The sequence below is a fragment of the Vibrio sp. RM-41-2B genome (assembly GCF_024744415.1).
In the GTDB taxonomy this organism is placed as follows: domain Bacteria; phylum Pseudomonadota; class Gammaproteobacteria; order Enterobacterales; family Vibrionaceae; genus Vibrio; species Vibrio diabolicus.
Map to the genome: position 1 here is coordinate 196,042 of NZ_JAMQWD010000006.1, position 18,689 is coordinate 214,730.

General features: G+C 39.2%; 17 protein-coding genes. 15 read left to right on the top strand and 2 right to left on the bottom strand.

Annotated features, from left to right (window positions below; genetic code table 11):
* The first annotated feature begins 4 nt into the window (after positions 1–4).
* The 15 genes from NB463_RS05990 to NB463_RS06060 all read left to right on the top strand — a co-directional run bounded on the left by NB463_RS05990 (position 5) and on the right by NB463_RS06060 (position 15,410).
* A complete protein-coding gene (locus NB463_RS05990; protein WP_258430387.1) occupies positions 5–1,153 on the top strand; it encodes a LegC family aminotransferase in 1,149 nt (382 codons plus the stop codon).
* A gap of 1 nt (position 1,154) precedes the next feature.
* Positions 1,155–2,315, top strand: a complete 1,161-nt coding sequence (neuC, locus tag NB463_RS05995; protein WP_053809512.1) for a UDP-N-acetylglucosamine 2-epimerase — start codon at positions 1,155–1,157, stop codon at positions 2,313–2,315.
* Between the two features lie 7 nt (positions 2,316–2,322).
* The gene (locus NB463_RS06000; RefSeq protein WP_176318952.1) at positions 2,323–3,210 is read left to right on the top strand and encodes a methionyl-tRNA formyltransferase; all 888 of its coding nucleotides are present in this window, start codon (positions 2,323–2,325) and stop codon (positions 3,208–3,210) included.
* The gene (locus tag NB463_RS06005) at positions 3,210–3,878 is read left to right on the top strand and encodes a PIG-L deacetylase family protein (RefSeq protein WP_053809510.1); all 669 of its coding nucleotides are present in this window, start codon (positions 3,210–3,212) and stop codon (positions 3,876–3,878) included. The genes NB463_RS06000 and NB463_RS06005 overlap by 1 nt, the downstream gene beginning before the upstream one ends.
* A complete protein-coding gene (gene neuB / locus NB463_RS06010) occupies positions 3,875–4,948 on the top strand; it encodes an N-acetylneuraminate synthase (RefSeq protein WP_257082673.1) in 1,074 nt (357 codons plus the stop codon). Before NB463_RS06005 ends, neuB begins: the two co-directional genes overlap by 4 nt.
* A complete protein-coding gene (locus NB463_RS06015) occupies positions 4,941–5,594 on the top strand; it encodes an acetyltransferase (RefSeq protein ID WP_257082674.1) in 654 nt (217 codons plus the stop codon). The genes neuB and NB463_RS06015 overlap by 8 nt, the downstream gene beginning before the upstream one ends.
* 17 nt (positions 5,595–5,611) lie before the next feature.
* Positions 5,612–6,673 (top strand): nucleotidyltransferase family protein, encoded by a 1,062-nt coding sequence (locus NB463_RS06020; RefSeq protein ID WP_053809507.1) that lies wholly within the window; start codon positions 5,612–5,614, stop codon positions 6,671–6,673.
* Complete coding sequence (locus NB463_RS06025; RefSeq protein ID WP_176318953.1) at positions 6,673–7,374, top strand: acylneuraminate cytidylyltransferase family protein; 702 nt, start codon at positions 6,673–6,675, stop codon at positions 7,372–7,374. The genes NB463_RS06020 and NB463_RS06025 overlap by 1 nt, the downstream gene beginning before the upstream one ends.
* 57 nt (positions 7,375–7,431) lie before the next feature.
* Entirely contained in the window at positions 7,432–9,105 is a 1,674-nt protein-coding gene (locus tag NB463_RS06030; RefSeq protein WP_258430385.1) for an asparagine synthase-related protein, read from the top strand.
* A 4-nt stretch (positions 9,106–9,109) separates the two neighbouring features.
* On the top strand, positions 9,110–10,468 hold the full coding sequence (locus NB463_RS06035) for a lipopolysaccharide biosynthesis protein (RefSeq protein ID WP_258515971.1): 1,359 nt from the start codon (positions 9,110–9,112) through the stop codon (positions 10,466–10,468).
* A 14-nt stretch (positions 10,469–10,482) separates the two neighbouring features.
* Entirely contained in the window at positions 10,483–11,559 is a 1,077-nt protein-coding gene (gene alr, locus NB463_RS06040) for an alanine racemase (RefSeq protein WP_258430605.1), read from the top strand.
* A 744-nt stretch (positions 11,560–12,303) separates the two neighbouring features.
* Positions 12,304–12,888, top strand: a complete 585-nt coding sequence (locus NB463_RS06045; RefSeq protein ID WP_248381489.1) for a hypothetical protein — start codon at positions 12,304–12,306, stop codon at positions 12,886–12,888.
* The gene (locus NB463_RS06050; protein WP_258431521.1) at positions 12,881–14,143 is read left to right on the top strand and encodes a hypothetical protein; all 1,263 of its coding nucleotides are present in this window, start codon (positions 12,881–12,883) and stop codon (positions 14,141–14,143) included. The genes NB463_RS06045 and NB463_RS06050 overlap by 8 nt, the downstream gene beginning before the upstream one ends.
* A gap of 15 nt (positions 14,144–14,158) precedes the next feature.
* Positions 14,159–14,704 carry an acyltransferase gene (locus NB463_RS06055; protein ID WP_176318957.1) on the top strand — a complete coding sequence of 182 codons (546 nt, stop codon included), beginning with the start codon at positions 14,159–14,161 and terminating at the stop codon, positions 14,702–14,704.
* Complete coding sequence (locus NB463_RS06060) at positions 14,697–15,410, top strand: WecB/TagA/CpsF family glycosyltransferase (RefSeq protein WP_258431520.1); 714 nt, start codon at positions 14,697–14,699, stop codon at positions 15,408–15,410. Before NB463_RS06055 ends, NB463_RS06060 begins: the two co-directional genes overlap by 8 nt.
* Positions 15,411–15,506: 96 nt before the next feature.
* Here the strand turns inward: NB463_RS06060 and wecA are convergent, their stop codons facing one another.
* Together wecA and NB463_RS06070 are read right to left on the bottom strand one after the other, a co-directional pair.
* Positions 15,507–16,583 carry a UDP-N-acetylglucosamine--undecaprenyl-phosphate N-acetylglucosaminephosphotransferase gene (wecA, locus tag NB463_RS06065; RefSeq protein ID WP_258431519.1) on the bottom strand — a complete coding sequence of 359 codons (1,077 nt, stop codon included), beginning with the start codon at positions 16,581–16,583 and terminating at the stop codon, positions 15,507–15,509.
* A 137-nt stretch (positions 16,584–16,720) separates the two neighbouring features.
* Positions 16,721–18,046, bottom strand: a complete 1,326-nt coding sequence (locus NB463_RS06070; protein WP_258431518.1) for an MBL fold metallo-hydrolase RNA specificity domain-containing protein — start codon at positions 18,044–18,046, stop codon at positions 16,721–16,723.
* Positions 18,047–18,689: the final 643 nt, after the last annotated feature.

The following is an 18,689-nucleotide window of genomic DNA, read 5'->3' on the forward strand; positions in this document are numbered from 1 at the left end:
TTCAATGAAAGCGACATCTATTGTTGAATTTGTGAGAGATACTTACAAAACAGACGAATTTATTCCCTTACATGCACCGACGTTCGATGGCAACGAAAAAGCGTACGTAATGGAAACGATTGAAAGTACATTTGTTTCTAGCGTCGGTAAATTTGTTGATGATTTTGAGAGAAAAATTGAAGCTTACACTGGTACGGCTAAAGCTGTAGCGACAGTGAATGGCACAGCAGCATTGCATGCTGCATTGTACATGGCTGATGTTCAAAGAGGCGACTTGGTCGTCACGCAAGCTTTGACTTTTGTTGCAACCTGCAATGCTCTTTATCATATGGGGGCTGAGCCTATTTTTCTGGATGTATCTCCAGTGAGTTTAGGGTTGTGCCCTAAGGCTGTGGATGCATTTTTAGAAGAGAATGCTGAAGTCACAGACGCGGGGTGTATCCATAAAAAAACAGGTAGAAGAATCAAAGCCGTTGTACCAATGCACACGTTTGGTCACCCTGTAGAGCTTGATGAACTGGTTGCCGTTTGCTTGAAATGGAACATCACGTTGGTTGAAGATGCCGCAGAAAGCCTAGGCTCGTTCTATAAGGGAAAACACACCGGTACTATTGGTGATTTTGGTGCTGTCAGCTTCAATGGCAACAAGATCATCACCACAGGCGGTGGTGGCATGGTGTTATGTAAGACTCAAGAATTAGGTGCGCGTACTAAGCATGTCACGACGACAGCAAAAGTTCCTCATCCGTATGAATTCTTCCATGATGAACCTGGTTTCAACTATCGTATGCCAAACCTGAATGCAGCTCTAGGGTGTGCTCAGATGGAAGTTATCGAGCAGTACCTAAAGCAAAAGAGAGTGCTTGCTGAAGGTTACAATGACTTTTTTAAAGGTTCAGACATCAAGTTTGTCACTGAACCTGAATATGCGCAGTCAAACTATTGGTTAAATGCGATCATTTGCTCGGATAAAGAAAGCCGCGAAGAGATCCTCAGTGTCACAAATGATTCTGGAGTGATGACTCGGCCAATTTGGCAGCTTATGCATAGATTGCCTATGTTTGAGAATGCAATACGTGGTGACCTAACTTACTCAGAGTTTATTGAGGCACACCTAATCAATCTTCCGAGCACCCCAATTGAGGTTAAGTAAAATGAAAAGAATCGCTGTATTCACGGGGACTCGTGCTGAATATGGGCTTTTGTACTGGATTATTAAAGGTCTTCATGAGTCTCCTAGCGCTGAGCTTCAACTTTATGTTGGAGGTATGCACCTTTCGCCTGAATTCGGAAAAACGATTGAACAAATTAGGTCAGACGGTTTTCCAGTTGCAGAGAAATTAGAGTTTTTATTGTCGTCGGATACCCCAGTTGGAATCGCGAAGTCAATGGGGCTGGCGTTGATAGGTGCAGCTGATGCACTGGAAAGAAGCAAACCCGATTTGTTAGTGGTGCTCGGGGACCGATTTGAGTCGATGGCAATATGTCAAGCAGCGATGGTTGCACAGATACCTATTGCTCATATTCATGGTGGGGAGACTACCGAGGGCCTTATTGATGAGGCAGTTCGTCACTCAATTAGCAAGATGTCTCATTTGCATTTTACAGCGACTGAAGAATATAGACAGCGAGTGATTCAGCTTGGTGAGAATCCTGAGCATGTGTTTAATGTTGGTGCACCTGGTATTGATAGTATAAAAGCATTGAAGCTTTTATCTCGGGAAGAGCTTTCAAAGTCGATTGATTTTGATGTTACAGATGCACCATACATGGTAGTGACCTACCATCCAGTGACATTGAGTCGTGATGGCGCCGTCGAAGATTTAAAGCAGTTACTTACTACATTACGCCAATTCCCAGATCATAAATTCTTAGTTACTTACCCAAATGCAGATACACATGGCAGGGCATTAATCCCTCTTTTAGATGATTTTGCGAAAGAGTTGCAAGGTAGAGTATTACTTATTCAGTCTCTTGGACAGTTAAGGTACTTGAGTGCACTAAAATACTCTGATCTTGTTATTGGTAATTCTTCTAGTGGCTTGATTGAGGTTCCGACATTCAAGGTGCCAACGGTCAATATTGGTAATCGACAGAAAGGTCGAATGACCGGAGACACTGTGATAAGTTGTGAAGGCGATAAAAGCTCTATTCTAAATGCTATAAATGTAGCTCTTAGCCCAGAGTTTAAACAAAAGTGCTTAAATTCCCATAATCCTTATGGAAAGGGAGATAGCTCAGAAACAATCCTTAATATTATTCAAAACACGAAGTTGGAAGGTTTAGTGTTTAAATCCTTTTTTGATATCAAGTAGGGGCAAAATGCGAGCAGGTTTTATTGGATGTGTTGAGTCAAGTCGGGTCGCACTTCAAGCACTCTTGAGTGTAAAAGGGTTAACAGTATCAGCTGTAGTCACGAGAGAGAAATCAGCCGTAAATGCTGACTTTTGCGACTTGACTGATCTATGTGAGCTCAATGGTATCCCTTTTCACTTCGAGAACCCAAAGGAACGCACTGCCTCAGTGAGTTTTTTGGAGTCATTTGAGCTCGATATTGTGTTTTGCATTGGTTGGAGCTATTTGTTAGATCAAAAAATGCTTGCTCTTCCTAAGCAAGGTGTGATTGGTTTTCATCCCGCTCATTTACCAAATAACCGCGGTCGACACCCTGTTATTTGGGCGCTTGCTTTAGGGCTAGAAGAAACGGCATCTACCTTTTTTCTCATGGATGAGGGTGCTGATTCGGGCCCAATTGCTAGTCAATTGCTAATTCCTATCTCTGAATCAGATAACGCTACCAGTCTATATGCAAAAATTCTTGAAGTGTCTCAACATCAATTGGTTAATTTAGCAAACAACTTAGTTAGTGGAAGCGCTACTTTTATTAAGCAGGATGAAAGTAAAGCGACCTACTGGCGCAAGAGGAGCCGCCGTGATGGAACTATAGATTTTCGCATGACAGCGAGGTCTATCCATAACTTAATTAGGGCGCTTGCCCCACCATACCCAGGCGCTGAGTTTATCTTAAATGACCAATATATAGTTGTTCAGAGAAGTCATGTATCGCCGGATAGTTTTTCTGCAAACATTGAACCAGGAAAAGTTCTGTGTAAGAAAGGGGATGATTTATTGGTTAAAACTGCGGAAAGTGGTGCAATTTGGCTTCTAGATTTAGAGAAGAATAATATTTCCGTAGGGGATTATTTATAATGAAGACAGCACTTATTGTGGCGCCGCATGCAGATGATGAAACATTGGGATGTGGTGGGACAATTTTAAAATTGGTGGAGCAAGGGTATCAAGTTCACTGGTTGCTCGTTACGGGAATGACTGAAAGCACTGGTTTTTCAAAAGCGCAGATAAGAACTAGAAAATCAGAAATAGAAAAGGTAGCAATGGCCTACGGTTTTGCAGCTACGTATGAGCTTGGCCTCCCTCCAGCAAGCCTCGAAACGCTACCAAAAGGTGATATCATAGCCCCAATCAGCGCGATTGTAGGCAAAGTAAAGCCATCGCTCGTGTTTACCGTTTATCGTAATGATGCACACAGTGATCATGAAATTGTATTTGATGCGGTGATGTCTGCGACAAAATCATTTCGTTATCCTTTCGTGAAGAAAGTAATGGCCTACGAAACAATGTCTGAAACAGATTTTGGTATGAAACCTGAAGACGGTGGTTTCAGGCCTACAGTCTATTTTGATATTACTGACCACATTAGTCGAAAGCTCGAAATATTGGAAATTTTTGAATCAGAGGTCCATGACTTCCCATTTCCTCGCTCTAGAATCGCACTTGAAGCTTTAGCTAGAGTTCGAGGTGTTCAATGTAACTCTGAGGCGGCAGAGGCTTTCATGTTAATTAAGGAAATTTTATGACACTCATTATTGCCGAGGCCGGTGTAAATCATAATGGTCAAGAAGACCTCGCTTTTGATTTAGTAACAGCAGCACATAAAGCCGGTGCGGACATTGTTAAGTTTCAGACTTTTAAAGCAAAAAACTTGGTGACTGAAGACGCTAGGCAAGCGGATTACCAAGTTGTAAACACTCAGAAGCGAGAGTCTCAACTGTCAATGCTCAGTCGCCTTGAACTTTCGTATGAAGTTCATCACGAGCTTGTAAAATACTGCGAGTCCCTTGGTATTGAGTTTCTATCAACAGCTTTCGATTTAGAAAGTTTAGATTTCTTAGTCAATGATCTCGGTTTAACGCGCTTGAAATTGCCTTCCGGTGAGTTAACGAACGCTCCTCTTGTATTGGCTCATGCCCGTACTGGTTGTGATCTTATTGTATCAACAGGGATGGCAACACTTTCTGAAATTGAAATTGCTCTGGGAGTAATTGCTTTCGGCTTTACTGCAGGAGAAAACGTTGAGCCTTCAATTGTAGAGTTTCAAAAAGCTTATGCGTCAGAAGCGGGCCAAAAAGCGTTAAAAGAAAAAGTGACGATTCTACACTGCACAACGGAATACCCAGCACCAATGGAAGAAATCAACCTAAAAGCAATGGATACCCTTGGTAAGGCATTTGAGTTATCTGCAGGTTATTCCGACCACAGTGAGGGAATTACAATACCTATTGCCGCTGTCGCTCGTGGTGCTTGCCTAATCGAGAAGCATTTCACTTTGGACAAAGGTATGGAGGGTCCAGACCACAAAGCGTCCCTTGAGCCACAAGAACTTAGTGCAATGGTAGCTGCAATTCGTCAAGTTGAAACTGCTCTTGGTTCAAACGTAAAAACGCCTACAGTCTCTGAAATTAAAAATAAGGCAGTCGTAAGAAAAAGCTTGGTTGCAGCAACAGATATTGAAAAGGGTGAAGAATTAACAGAATCTAACCTTACGATTAAACGCCCGGGCACGGGTTTGTCCCCTTACAGATATTGGGAACTGATTGGTAGTAAGGCAAGACAAGGATATAAAGCTGGAGAGTTGATCATTGAGTGATGGGCCTAGTCTTCCTATTGTAATGATTGGTGGAGGCGGTCATGCCTCCGTTCTTGCCGAAATATTACTTACTCAAGGGAGAGATATTCTTGCCGTGATAAGCCCAGAAGATGTCAGTCAACGTTTTGTATTTAAAGGAATCACTATACTTGAAAAGGACGAAGATATTCTGAGGTTTGACAAGGACAAGATTCTTTTGGTCAACGGCATTGGGATGATGCCCAAATCTGGCTTTAAGAAAAAAATTAATGAGTATTTTCTTTCATTAGGATATCAATTTGAGACGGTCATCGCTGACAGTGCATTCGTTTCACCTTTCTCTAAAATCGAAACTGGTGCTCAGATTTTACCTATGGCGATTGTTCAGACTGGGGCAACAGTGGGTAGCCATAGTATAATTAATACAGGTGCTCTGGTTGAGCATGATTGTAAAATAGGTGCTTATAACCATATCGCTCCTAAAGCAACGTTGTGTGGTCAAGTAGAGACAAAAGAAAATGTCTATGTTGGAGCTGGTTCAACAGTTATCCAAGGGATATCTATTGGCAGTGGTGCTATCGTGGGTGCCGGTGCTGGCCTCACTCAGTCCTTAGAAGAAAATACCATTGCATACCCTGCTAGAGCAGTAATTAAAACAAATTCTTAGAAAACAAAAGGTAGGATATGAGTCATTGTTGGCAAAAAACGCTGATATCTGAGTCAAGTACAATCAAGCATGCATTAGAAATCATCAATAGCGAAGCATTGCGTGTTGCTGTGGTTGTTGATCAAGAGCAAAAGCTTCTAGGCATGATTACCGATGGTGATATTCGACGTGGCTTATTAAATGATCTGGTGTTAACCGACTCCGTTGTCAAGGTGATGAACTCTAAGCCTACAACCGCAGAGCTGGGAGCAACAAAAGAACACCTCGTAGAGTTAATGGAAAAAAAGCAAATTCTATCGGTTCCATTACTCGATCAAGACAAGAAAGTCGTCGGTTTGGAAACCCTCCACAGTGCTCTGAGTAAGGACAAATATCAAAACCCTGTATTTATTATGGCTGGTGGGTTTGGTACTCGCCTACGACCGCTGACGGATAATTGCCCTAAGCCAATGCTAAAAGTAGGTGATAAACCTATTTTAGAGACGGTAATCAAGAGCTTTATAAAAGCTGGTTTTAGCAACTTTTACATCTCAACGCACTATATGCCTGAGCAAATTCACCAACATTTTGGTGATGGTAGTGACTTAGGTGTCAGTATCTCATATGTCCACGAAGATACACCGCTTGGTACTGGTGGTGCGCTTGGTTTACTGCCCGAGGACATGCCAAGAGATTTGCCATTGATTATGATCAACGGGGATGTGTTGACCAAAGTAGACTTTCAACGCCTGCTGAACTTCCATTTGGAGAATGACGCAGATGCGACAATGTGCGTGCGAGAATACGACTATCAGATTCCATATGGAGTGATTAATGGCGAAGGCAACCAAATCACTAGTATGGTCGAAAAACCGATTCAGCGCTTTTTTGTTAACGCAGGTATTTATGTTGTATCTCCCCGAGTGATTCAATCAGTAGAAAAAAATCAAAAAATAGATATGCCTACGTTGCTTGAGCAACATATGAAAGATCGCCAAAAAGTACTTATGTTCCCAATACATGAGTATTGGCTTGATATTGGTCGTATGGACGACTTCAACCGTGCGCAAATGGATATACTATCTCTGGGGTTAGAGTAATGTTAGGTTGCAAGAAAGTGATTGCTGTCATCCCTGCAAGGGGAGGAAGTAAGCGGTTACCGGGAAAAAATATAAGACAACTAGGTGACAAACCATTAATCGCATGGTCGATAGAGGCTGCTAAAACATCTAAGTATATAGATCGCGTTATTATCAGCACCGATTGCGAAGATATTGCAAACATTGCACAACTATACGGTGGTGATGTGCCTTTTTTGCGACCGCAAGAACTCTCTGGTGATACTGCTAGCTCTAATGGAGTGATTCTACATGCTCTTGAACATATCGATGAAAGCTTTGATTATGTTGTATTACTGCAACCAACCTCACCTCTGAGAAAAGCTGAGGATATTGATATTTTACTTGAGTCATTTGACGAAAAGACCGAAGGAGTTGTGTCCGTGTGTCCGTGTGAGCATAGTCCACTGTGGGCAAACACGCTTCCAGATGACATGACTATGGGGAATTTTTTTCCTGAATCTGTAATTGGTAAACGTTCACAGGACTTACCTGATTATTATCGTCTAAATGGATCTATTTATGCTTTTAAAGTAGATAGCTTTGTTGAAAATAACGGGATCTTCTACTCTGATAAAGTAAAAGCGTATAATATGCCCGTTGAAAGATCAGTCGATATAGATACTATTGTGGATTTTCATATCGCAGAAGTTCTGCTCGAGCATATGGATAATTTAAATTAATACATGGGAATAGAATCAACTATAAGGTTGTTCGTGGTTGATTAGTTGGAAATTTAAATGCTAATAAAAATAAACAAAACTTCACAGACTGGTTTAACAAAAGAAATTCAGTTTAATAATAAAGTGTTTTATTATCAAGTATTTGGTAGCTTATATTTGGAAGATGAAGCCGAAGTCATTAAGGCTATACTTGATAACAACAGAAGTTATTTGGCAAGATTAATTGGAAACTTTACTATTGTTGTTCTAGACCCTACCACCGGAAAAGTGAAAATTGTCTCTGATCGTCCGGGTAAACAAAATATATTTTACCATATATGTAAAGGTCTACTTACAATTTCAGATGATTTCTGGGAGATAAAAACTGCTTTATCATTTGGCATAAGTGATCTTGACGTAACCGCAATAAAGCAACAAATAGTATTCTTCACAGGTTTAAATGAACGGACGCTTATCAAAGGTGTAAAGACCGTACCTGCAGCTACAACTCTAACAATAGAATTGGAAAAAGAATCTGTATTATCTGAAAGATACTGGCAGTTTAGTTATCTTGATAACCAGCTCTCATATGATGATAAGCTTGATTTAATTGATGAAACCTTTACCAACGCACTTGGTACAGTTAAAGCACTTAACCCTAATGAAGCGAGTTTTGCAGTAGGTATTAGTGGTGGACTTGATTCTCGTATAATCCCTTATTACGCAAAAAAGAATGGAATGCAGATAGAAGGCTTTACTATCGGTCTGGAAAGGCCAAGAAAGGTATTTCTATCTAATGATTTCAACAGCGCAAATAAAATTGCAGAACATTTTGGATTAGAGCGACGTACATTAGAATATAATTCTATACCACTGAACAAGCAACTGGATTTGGAATCAAATCTTGCCCCTGAAATAGGCTCTCAAATCTTTAAAGTTGTTGATGTTGGTGAATTAAAATCAAATGTGCTCATTACTGGTGCCAGTGGTTTTTTGATTGGTGCATCGCCATTATACAGTTCAATCAAGCAAAACCCCTTACTAGATCATACCTTGCTGTACCAATCTCTACTTGGTATAAAGCCTAAAGCGGCTAAAGTAAAGAAAGCTATTAACTCGTTTACTGGCTTACCCTTAGATTTTAAACCGAAACTGAATATGTCTGGTTTCGGGGATTTCTTTACAAAAACAGAGTTAGATGAATGCATTGCTGATATTGAAGCATTCTACGCTGACCTTGGTACACTCTCTAAGTCAGAAAAATTGATGAACTATGCGATTTTTGGTCTAGGAAGAAATAATGCCAAAGGTGCTTTTGAAAGCTTTTTAGGCCAAAAAGACTCTTACAGTATTTACACTCCATTCTTCTTAGATACTGTGCAGCAATTTAATGAAGATGAATTGCTCAATAGACAATTATTCCAAGAGTTTATTGCTAAGAGATTACCAGAGTTATCTGTAATTCAAGGTCAAGACTTCAAACCTACCCTATCTGGTAAACCGAATCCAATAACGACGGTTTCGAGAAAACTATTAGCGATGGGTAACTTCGTTATTAGGGGAAGTGGTGTAATGAATTATGAAAATTGGGTTAAATCTAGTGAGTTTAAACAATTGAAGACCCGGTTAGATAGCGATACTAAATCGATTCAAGCTGAATTAGGTTTGAGTTTCGACTATGGAGATCATAGAGTTCATCCAGCACTTCAACAAAATATCTTAAAAATGCAAAATATTTTGTCAAAGATATAATGTTATGAATTTTAATAGTATTAAATTACTATTATTGAAGCCAGTAGTAATCTATCTACTGGCTGATATTTTAGTAAAAGGCATGCAGTTTTTGTTAATGCCTTCAGCATCTCATTTGTTGACTATTCAAGAGTACGGTAAATTAACACTTTTCTTAGCTTTACTTACCGCTTTAGTTCCTATGGTAAGCCTTTCAAGTGAATCTGCTTATTCTATTTTCTACAATCAAGAATTAGGAAAAAATAAAAAAAGATTGTTTATAAATAGCATTCATGTTGCAGGTACGGGGTTTATTGGATTCACTTTGGTTACTATATTATTATCATTTATTGATGATTATCTCTTATTCAATATAGTTTCGTTAAAGTATCAAATGACAAAAATGTTCTTGATAGTGTTCTTTGAATATTTTGTTAACTTGTATTTACTATCTTGTCGTCTGAGTTTTGATAAGACCAAATATTTCTTCTGGTTTATCTTTTACTTTGCAATGAAGTTTATTGTTGGTCTTACATCGATATATGTTTTCAAAAGCTCTGATGCATACCTAAACTCTATACTAGTTCTAAATCTAGTATTTGTATTTATTATTGTCTCTAGGTTTTTCAAGTTAACTGACTTCTTTAAAGAAGTGCTTTATTTTGATAAAAAGTCTTATATTAGAATTGTAAAATACTCTACAATAATTTTACCGGTTAGTATTTTTTCTGTCGTCAACTCTATGGTGGATAAAGCATATATTACTTCACTATTACCAGTACAAGAACTAGCAAATTATACGTCTATATTTTTACTAGCAGGTGCAATTCAGATTGTTATACTTGCGATGAATAAAGCATATATGCCTAAGTTGTTGAAATTGTACTCACAATATGGATACGTTTCTTTAGAAAAAATGAGAAAAAACACAAAGAGCCTCATGGTAACTAACTATTTGGTTTTTCTGTCTTGTATCGTGGTATTACCCTTCATTTTTAAACTGATTTATAGTGATAACATAGAGTTTAGTTATGATGTATATGTGGTTCTTAGCTTAAGCTTTTTGTTTAATACGTTGTATATACTTTATACTAATGTTCTTTCTCTAGAAGAGACAACAGCAAAATATAAAATGTTTGGTTTTCTATTTGCTACGTTAGTAAATATTCCATTAAGTTATTTTTTAACACTGAGGTATGGTATTTTAGGCTCCGCTACGTCAACATTGTTAAGCTGTATTTTTGCTGCGTTTATACTTTATGCTCTAGTTAATGTTAAAGTAAAACAGCACTACCTTTTGAAAGAAAGTATTGGTTTTCTCGTAAGTGCATGCATGACAGCAGCGATTGTAGTGTACCTAAATACGCATCTAGTGATATTTTAAGAAGGTAAATAAGAGTGGCTGAGCCTTACCTATTAATTGATTTAGAATCGATTAAACATAATGCGAAAGTTCTAAGAGCAAAAACAAATGATAAATGTGAGCTTATTGGCGTAATAAAAGCGGATGCTTATGGACATGGCGCATTAGAAATTTGTCAAACTATTGACTCTATTGAGACTTTTGCGGTTGCTCGCCTGTCTGAAGGTATCGCTTTGAAGAGGTCTGGTATAAAAAAAAATATTTTAGTTTTCTCTGGTGTTAATACATACGATGATCTACTGCAAGCCATTGAGCATGAACTTGTAGTTGTAGTTCATTCCGAGAGTCAACTCTACATTTTGAGAAAACTTCCTATAGATTGTGAGTTACAATGTTGGATTAAGTTTGACAGCGGTATGCATCGTTTAGGGTTACATGATGATGAGCTCAATCGCACTCTTGAAGTTTTAAAATCTATGCCAAATATCACGATAAAAGGAGTTTTGAGTCATTACTCTTCTGCGGACAATGATCCAGAGCGAAGTCTTTTCCAGTTAGATACCTTTGAAAGTACCACATCTACTCTAAGTGTAAGTACCTCAATTACAAACTCTGCAGGACTCTTACAGGGTTACTTTAATGATCAAAGCCATGTTAGAGTTGGTCTTTCACTCTATGGCCTCTCTCCCTTGGGCGATAAAATTGGTCCAGATCTTGGGTTACGCACATCACAATCTCTAAAAGCTTATGTTACCTCGGTGCGTCGCCACTCCAAAGGTGAGCCTGTAGGTTATGACGGTATTTGGGTTTCTGAAAAGGACACAAATTTAGCGGTGATTGGGATTGGGTATGCGGATGGCTATCCGAGAAGTGCAAAAAATGGAACTCCAGTACTTATCAATGAGATTGAATATCCTCTAGTTGGACGGGTTTCCATGGACTTAATCAGTGTAGATATTGGTAATGATTCCGACGTTAAAGTGGGAGATGAAGTGACCTTATGGGGTGATTCTCTACCAATTGAGCACATTGCGAAATGTGCTGGAGTTATCCCTTATGAACTACTTACGGGCGTCTCTAAGCGTGTAAGTCGTCGTTATTTTAACAGCTAAATGGTCAGCTTTGGTCGTAATATTACATCCAGAGAAAATTAGGTTTTATTTGGTATCAATATGATATTTACATCTAAAGGTTATCTAAATCTATTATTGGCGACGATAATTTTATTTTTCATATCTCGGCAGAATATAATAAATTTAGGGGCTTTAGCTTATTTTAATCATATATATATACTGATTTGTATTGTTGCATTCTTTATCTGTATTATATATAAGCCAGTTAAGCGAAGATTTCTTTTTCTATCTTTTATACTGTTTATGTATTCGGCTTTCATGGTTTTCCGAAACGGAATACCTATAATAAATATTCTACAAACATTTTTAACTTTAAAGTTTGTATTTGTTTTCTTTGTTATGGCATATGCTTTAAACGCAGATAGACCAATGCTATTAGCTAAGTTCACGAAAGCACTCACGTATATTTTATTGTTTTCCTCTTTGTTTGTTGTTTCTGATTATTTAGCTCCTAACTTATTGTACTCATTAGCAAAAGATGGCCGTGGCATTATGGGAGTGAGTCCGGGATCTTTTTTTGGGTCTCGAGTTTTGTACTCTGGATTTCTTCTATTATATAGTATTTTGTTACTGTCATTTAAATATAGTAATGACTCTAAACGATATTTCATTTACAAACCTAAATTCTACTGGTTGCTACTCTTTTTTGCATTTTTTTTATTATTTCTGACATTTTCTAGGAAAGAGCTTCTAATCCTTTTAGTTGCATATGGAATTACCATAATGTACAAAAATAAAGGGCTGATCAGGTTGCTTGGGACGATTGCTCTTGTTGCAATTACTCCTGCTATTTTAGCTGGTTTATGGCTTGTTCTTGGCGATTCCATACAAGCCAACTTCAACGAAAACTATGTTCGTTATAAGATCTTTTATTATGCAATGGAGATCTTCGAGTATAACTTCCCATTTGGGTCAGGGCCGGGTACATATGGAACCGTAATGTCCAAAATGTATACCGATGTTTATACTTTCTTTAAAGTCGATAAAGCCATTATCGGTTATGGAAGCCAGATTGAAGGCCCTATTTTTGACTTGTTTTTTGTCTCACTGATTGCTGAGTATGGTCTTGGTATTATATTTGTCATGTGGTTTATTTTTCAGCCTTTTTTTGCTGAAAAAGATGGTTATGTTGACCAGGTTGTCCATGTTAGGTTGATTCGTATTAATGGATTTTTAATGCTTGTTGGGATTGGCTCGATGGTACCCATTATGGGGAATATGATAGGATTATTGCTTTTCTTTTTACTAGGGGTATTGACTTCGAACAACGCTATTTTTGTTCATAGTCGGAAGCGAGCAAATGCATAAAGTCGTAGAAACACATATTCTTGAAAACAACCTTAGCAGCGAAGCCGAGGTTTGGCCTCTACTCAAATACCAAATGACTCGCCATATTACTCTGTCTAAAGGGGTAGAGGATATGGAGTTTAAATCAAAGTCATATGTGTCATTGCTGCTTTCTCTCATTGTTAGCTTCTGTAACTTATTTAGGGCTAGGTTTAGCAAGAAGAAAGTGGCTTATTTTGGCGCATTTTCTCGAGTATCGATAAACGATGGCATGATATACGACGAATTCGTTTCCGCAGAAAAGCAACAAAAGCTATGTATTCTATATCACTGCTCAAATTTTGAAGGTGCAAAAGTCCTAACATGCTTTAAGCGCGGAGTGATCTTTGAAAACCTTATCGTAAAGTTACTCGTTTTATTCATTAAACGTTTTGGTTGGTATTCTCGGACTCCTAGCCTCTCTGAGGAGTTCATTGAGTTATTAATCCGAGAGTATGGTGTCTCTCAGAAGCAAGTAGAAGCCATTTTACGGGACTACGAATGCAAGAAGGCGGCGTATAAGAAATTGCTGAAATGGCTTGGAGTTCAGAATGTTGAAATCGTGTCAGCATACACTAAGCCTGCAATAGTTAGCGCCGCTAATGAGTTAGGTATTAAGACGCTTGAATACCAACACGGCCTATTGGCACCTTACCATCCCTCTTATCATTATGCCGGTGTGGAGTTATGGCGCAGCAGCATGTTACCTACACGTCTGAAGATCTATTCAAGTTTTTGGCAAATGAAAATGCGTGAAGCCAATTTTGTACCAGAGGATAAGATCGAAGTAGAAGGTGCGTTGCCACAAGTTTGTGAAGAGGTAAAAAAGCAGATATTCAAACAAGTGGGTAACGATAAGTTCTTTATTTTTACTGGACAGGGTATTTGCTATGCAGACGTTGCTGAATTCGTCACAGGTCTAATAGAGCAGTTCCCAGACTACACCGTTGTTTATCGACCTCATCCACGAGAGCATCAAAACCACATTCAGCTTTCAACCATAGTGCAAAATGACAACTTTAAAGTCATTGATAGAGAGGAATATCAAGATACGCTGACGTTAATTGGTGCATCTAAAGCTCACTTTTCAATATTCTCCTCTTGTCACTTTGAAGCTTTAGAGCTTCTTGGGCGAACTTACGTACTTGATGTCGTGGAAAACAACTTAATGAAAGAAGGTGGTGAGGACGAAAATATAATCTTCATTACTAAAGCATCTCAAATTATGGATATATAGTGCCCAAATACCTCTATGAAAAAATTAAAGCTCGTAATTTACTATCTATTTTTCTACAACTTACCTAACTCTAGGTACTTACCTCTTTTTAGCAAACTTCGTTGCTGGTATTTGAGCAGAGTGTTGAAAGTGGTGAGTGCACACCCTAAAAACCGATTAGAAAATCGAATTTACATATCCAATGCCTCTGAGTTAAAAATCGGTCAAAACGTTCGTATCAACGAGAATGCATTTATTCAAAGTGCCACAATTGGTAATAATGTAATGATTGCGCCAAACGTAGCAATTCTTTCCAGCACACACAGTTACGAAAGACTAGATATTCCGATGGTTGATCAAGAAGATGTATTTGGTCTCCCTCCTATCATTGAAGATGATGTTTGGATTGGCCGCAATGTGGTTATCAAGCATGGTGTGACTATTGGGAAAGGTGCAATTGTAGGTGCATGTTCTTTAGTTACAAAAGACGTCCCAAGCTATGCAATTGTTGGTGGCGTACCAGCAAAAGTAATCAAATATAGAAATGCCCAAGAAGTAGAAAAGAAGTACGAAAATGAATAAAACATGCAAAATTGGTGGGCTAGATATATCTGCATTCGACAGTATGGCCCACGCAGTTGATTCTATCTTACATCAGGGAAATGTTGTTAGTGGCTTTGCTGTTGCCGTGAATGCTGAAAAAATAGTATCAAGTTACGAGCAGGCTGATGTAAAAAGAACTCTAGAGTCTGCAAGCATTCGTTATCCTGATGGAGCAGGGGTTTCTTTGGTCATGTCAAAACGTGGTTGCCCAAGTGCGAGGATCCCTGGCTGTGACTTGTGGTTAGAACTAATGAAAGGGTCTGCACCGCTCAATGTGCCGGTATTTATCGTTGGTGCTAAGCCTGAAGTTAATCAACAGACAGTTGATAAACTAAAGCAGGAGCTCAAAGTTAACGTTGTTGATGCCTGTGATGGTTATTTTAAAGATGAAGCTGAGCTTATAAATAAAATAAAGGAAAGCCAGGCAAAAGTCGTAACAGTAGCACTAGGCTCTCCCAGACAAGAAAACTTCATTAACAAGTGTCGTGAAGTCTATCCCGATGCTTTTTATATGGGCGTCGGTGGTACTTATGATGTATTTACGAATCGAGTGAAACGTGCTCCGAATTGGGCGCAGAAATACAACTTAGAGTGGTTCTATCGTTTGGCCTGTCAACCCACCCGAGTTACTCGACAATTAAAACTCATAAAATACTTATACCTGGTTGGAACTAACAAGGTTTAAGCGTTCACAATATTTCACGGTTTAATAACAACACTTCAATACCGATGTTCGTGATGAATCACGAACATCGGTATTTTTAGTTTATTACAAATCTAGTTAGTTGTTTGAAATAGTGATTGCTTTGAGTTTGCTAAACTTATTTCGAAAGTAACTCGTAATTCGCCACACATAAGAAAGCAAAAGGGAATACACAATAAAACAGGTGATGAAGGTATAGAACATGACTGGTTCAGGAATGCCTGTCAGCTCGCCATAAATACCAAACGCAGCATAAAGGGTTGCGATACCGCAGATTGCTACTAGAGTTTGCTTAGGGCTTAAACCCATGCGTTGGAAAATATGGTGTAAGTGTTCTCTGTCAGGTTTGAATGGCGAGTCCCCACGGCGAACGCGGCGAATCATGATTGCAGCCATATCCATCAACGGAACGGCAATTAGCCATAATGCCGTAACCGGACGCATCAGAGGTTTGCTCTCTGTTTGGCTAACACCCAGCAATAACCAGATTACAGTAAAACCTATCATCATACTGCCTGCATCGCCCATAAAAACTTTTCTAGCGCGGCCAAGAATACCCAAGTTCATGAAAATATACGGCAGCATGGCAATAATAATAACCACACAGAGATAAGCTAAGCCGTGTTGGGCATCTACTCTTAATAAATAGGCAAGAGCGCCAAAGGTTACAATAGAAAGCCCACCTAGCAGGCCATCAATACCATCTACCATATTAAAAGCATTGATCGCTCCGATGACCGCTAGCACTGTGATAGCGATACCAGTCCAACCTAAATTTATATCCCCAAAGCCGAACATGTTACCTAAGCTGTGTAGCTCGATACCGGCAATATGAATCATCACTAACGATAAACCGGCCTGAACACCCATGCGTATTTTGAAACTCAAGTCAACCCTATCGTCGATGGCACCGATCAGCGTTAAGAGTGCGATAGAACATACATACAGCCAACTGTACTCGATAGTTGCTGGCTTAAAGGTGAGAAACTGGATAAGAACAATGCAGATAGAGATCCCACCGATAAGTGGAACAGCACCTTCATGTAACTTCCTTTCGTTTGGTTTATCGACCAAGCCTACCGACTTAGCAACCTTACGCATGAGAAACAAAGTGGCAAACGAAGAAAAGAATATAAATAGAAGTTCCAGAAACATAATAGTGCCAACTGCCATTGTAATTGTTCGACGGCTATTTTAACCGACAAGGTAACTATCTCAAGGAGAAAATAAGTAACAGAATGGTAGCAAAACGATACTTTTACCCAATTTCTCCTGATTTTCTTATCAGTAAATTAAAGCACAACGTTCATTTTTTTCCTGGCAAAATGTTGATACAGCTCTGCTTTTGCAACACTTTCACCATGAATTAAATGCACTTCTTTCGGTGGTGGATTAATTCCTTCTACAAAGCAAATTAGATCGGATTGATCTGCATGAGCAGAATAGCCAGACATCGTATGTATTTGAGCTTTCACTTTAATTTTCTTTCCTTCGATATCAACCTCACTCGCACCCTCTTGAATTTCTCTCCCTAGCGTTCCCTCAGCTTGATAGCCAGCAAACAGCACATCATTACGACTATCTGGTAACAACGCATTGAGGTAACTCACCACTCGACCACCTTCGCACATCCCAGAAGCAGCAACCACAATAGCCGGTTCAGACGTGATCGCCAGACGATTCACCAATCTCATATGTTCAGCATGAGTCTCAATCGTAATACATTGTTCAAACCCGAGAGGATGACGATGTTGCTCCAAACGCCTTTTAGCTTCTTTACCCCAAAGCTTTTTAAAGCGCCGATAAGTCTTTGTCACTTTTCGTGCTAAAGGCGAATCAAGAATAATTGGTAGGGCACCATGTAAAGACTCCTGGTGCAGGAGCTGTTCGATATCGAATAACAGTTCTTGTGTCCTACCGACACTAAAAGCAGGAATAACAATCACACCACCATCTTCCAGCGCATGTTCGATAATAGAGAGCAATCGAGTGCTTCTACTTTTCACGCTTTCATGGTGCTTATCACCATAGGTCGACTCAATAAACAAATAGTCTGCTTTTTCAGGAGGTTTCGGATCTGGGAGTAAAGGCGTATCACTTGGACCGAGATCACCAGAAAATACCACTACGTCATTATTTGAGAGTTTAAATTCCAAATAAGCAGAACCTAAAATATGGCCCGCAGGTTGAAAGCGTATATAAGCCAACTCCTTAAGAGGAAGCCATGTATTGTACTGACATGGCACCAATCGTTGCTTAATTAGATTTAATATATGTTGCCGTTGATGTTTGCCTAAACCCAGCTGTAGCTTTAATCCGTCCTCTAACATAAGAGGGACCAACTCAGCAGTAGCTTGTGTGCAGTAGATTTTGCCTTTAAAACCAGCAGCGAGTAACCATGGTAATCGGCCTATATGGTCAATATGAGCATGGGTCAGTACCAGTGCTTTTACCTTGGTTAAAGAAAACTCTATCGCCAGCGAACGATCATGACGACCTACCAATGCATCTTTACCTTGAAATAACCCGCAGTCGATCAAAATGCTCCCTTGCTCAAGTCGCAGTTCGTGACAAGAGCCTGTCACCGTATCCTTCCCACCATGATGAAGTACTTTCATAGCTATCTCCTTTTCATAGGCATCAATGTAATGAATCGAAGAAAGAAGAGGGAGGGTAACCGACCAGATAAACACGAAAGTAGGAGTCAAAATGCTAGGGGAGTGTTAAGCAGTGCTTTAAGTTGCATTAAATTGTGATGCATATTCCACATGGGCAACTTTTTGCATTTTGTAATAAATATAAACGAATAAATGCGTATTATAAAACGCGCTTTAGGTAGGTAGAATTTACGATTTTCTGGTTAAACTGATACCTTATATCTTGGTTAGTTGTCATAAAAAAGCCATTTTTTTGTCAGTCTTGTGCTTTTCGTTGCAACCTGTTTGCTATACAATCCTTTGCCTTGAGCACAAATGATAAAAAACCAAATGCATTGCCTTTAGGAGCCAGACCTAAGGGCGGTAGCGTGCCAAAAAGCAAAACAAAGCTCTCTAAGTGACATAAAAATGTCACCAGATAAATATAAATACAATTAAGCACATAGTTGCATTTCTGGCAAGGTCGGCTTTTATAAAAAGTGCGCCTAAACAAATAATTAACTAAATGTCCCATTACGTCAGAGGGGCAATTCAAAGCTGCGATGACAGTTTTTGAGTGATAATTGGCTAGGCATAAGGTTCCTCCCTTCTATTTACCGTCCAC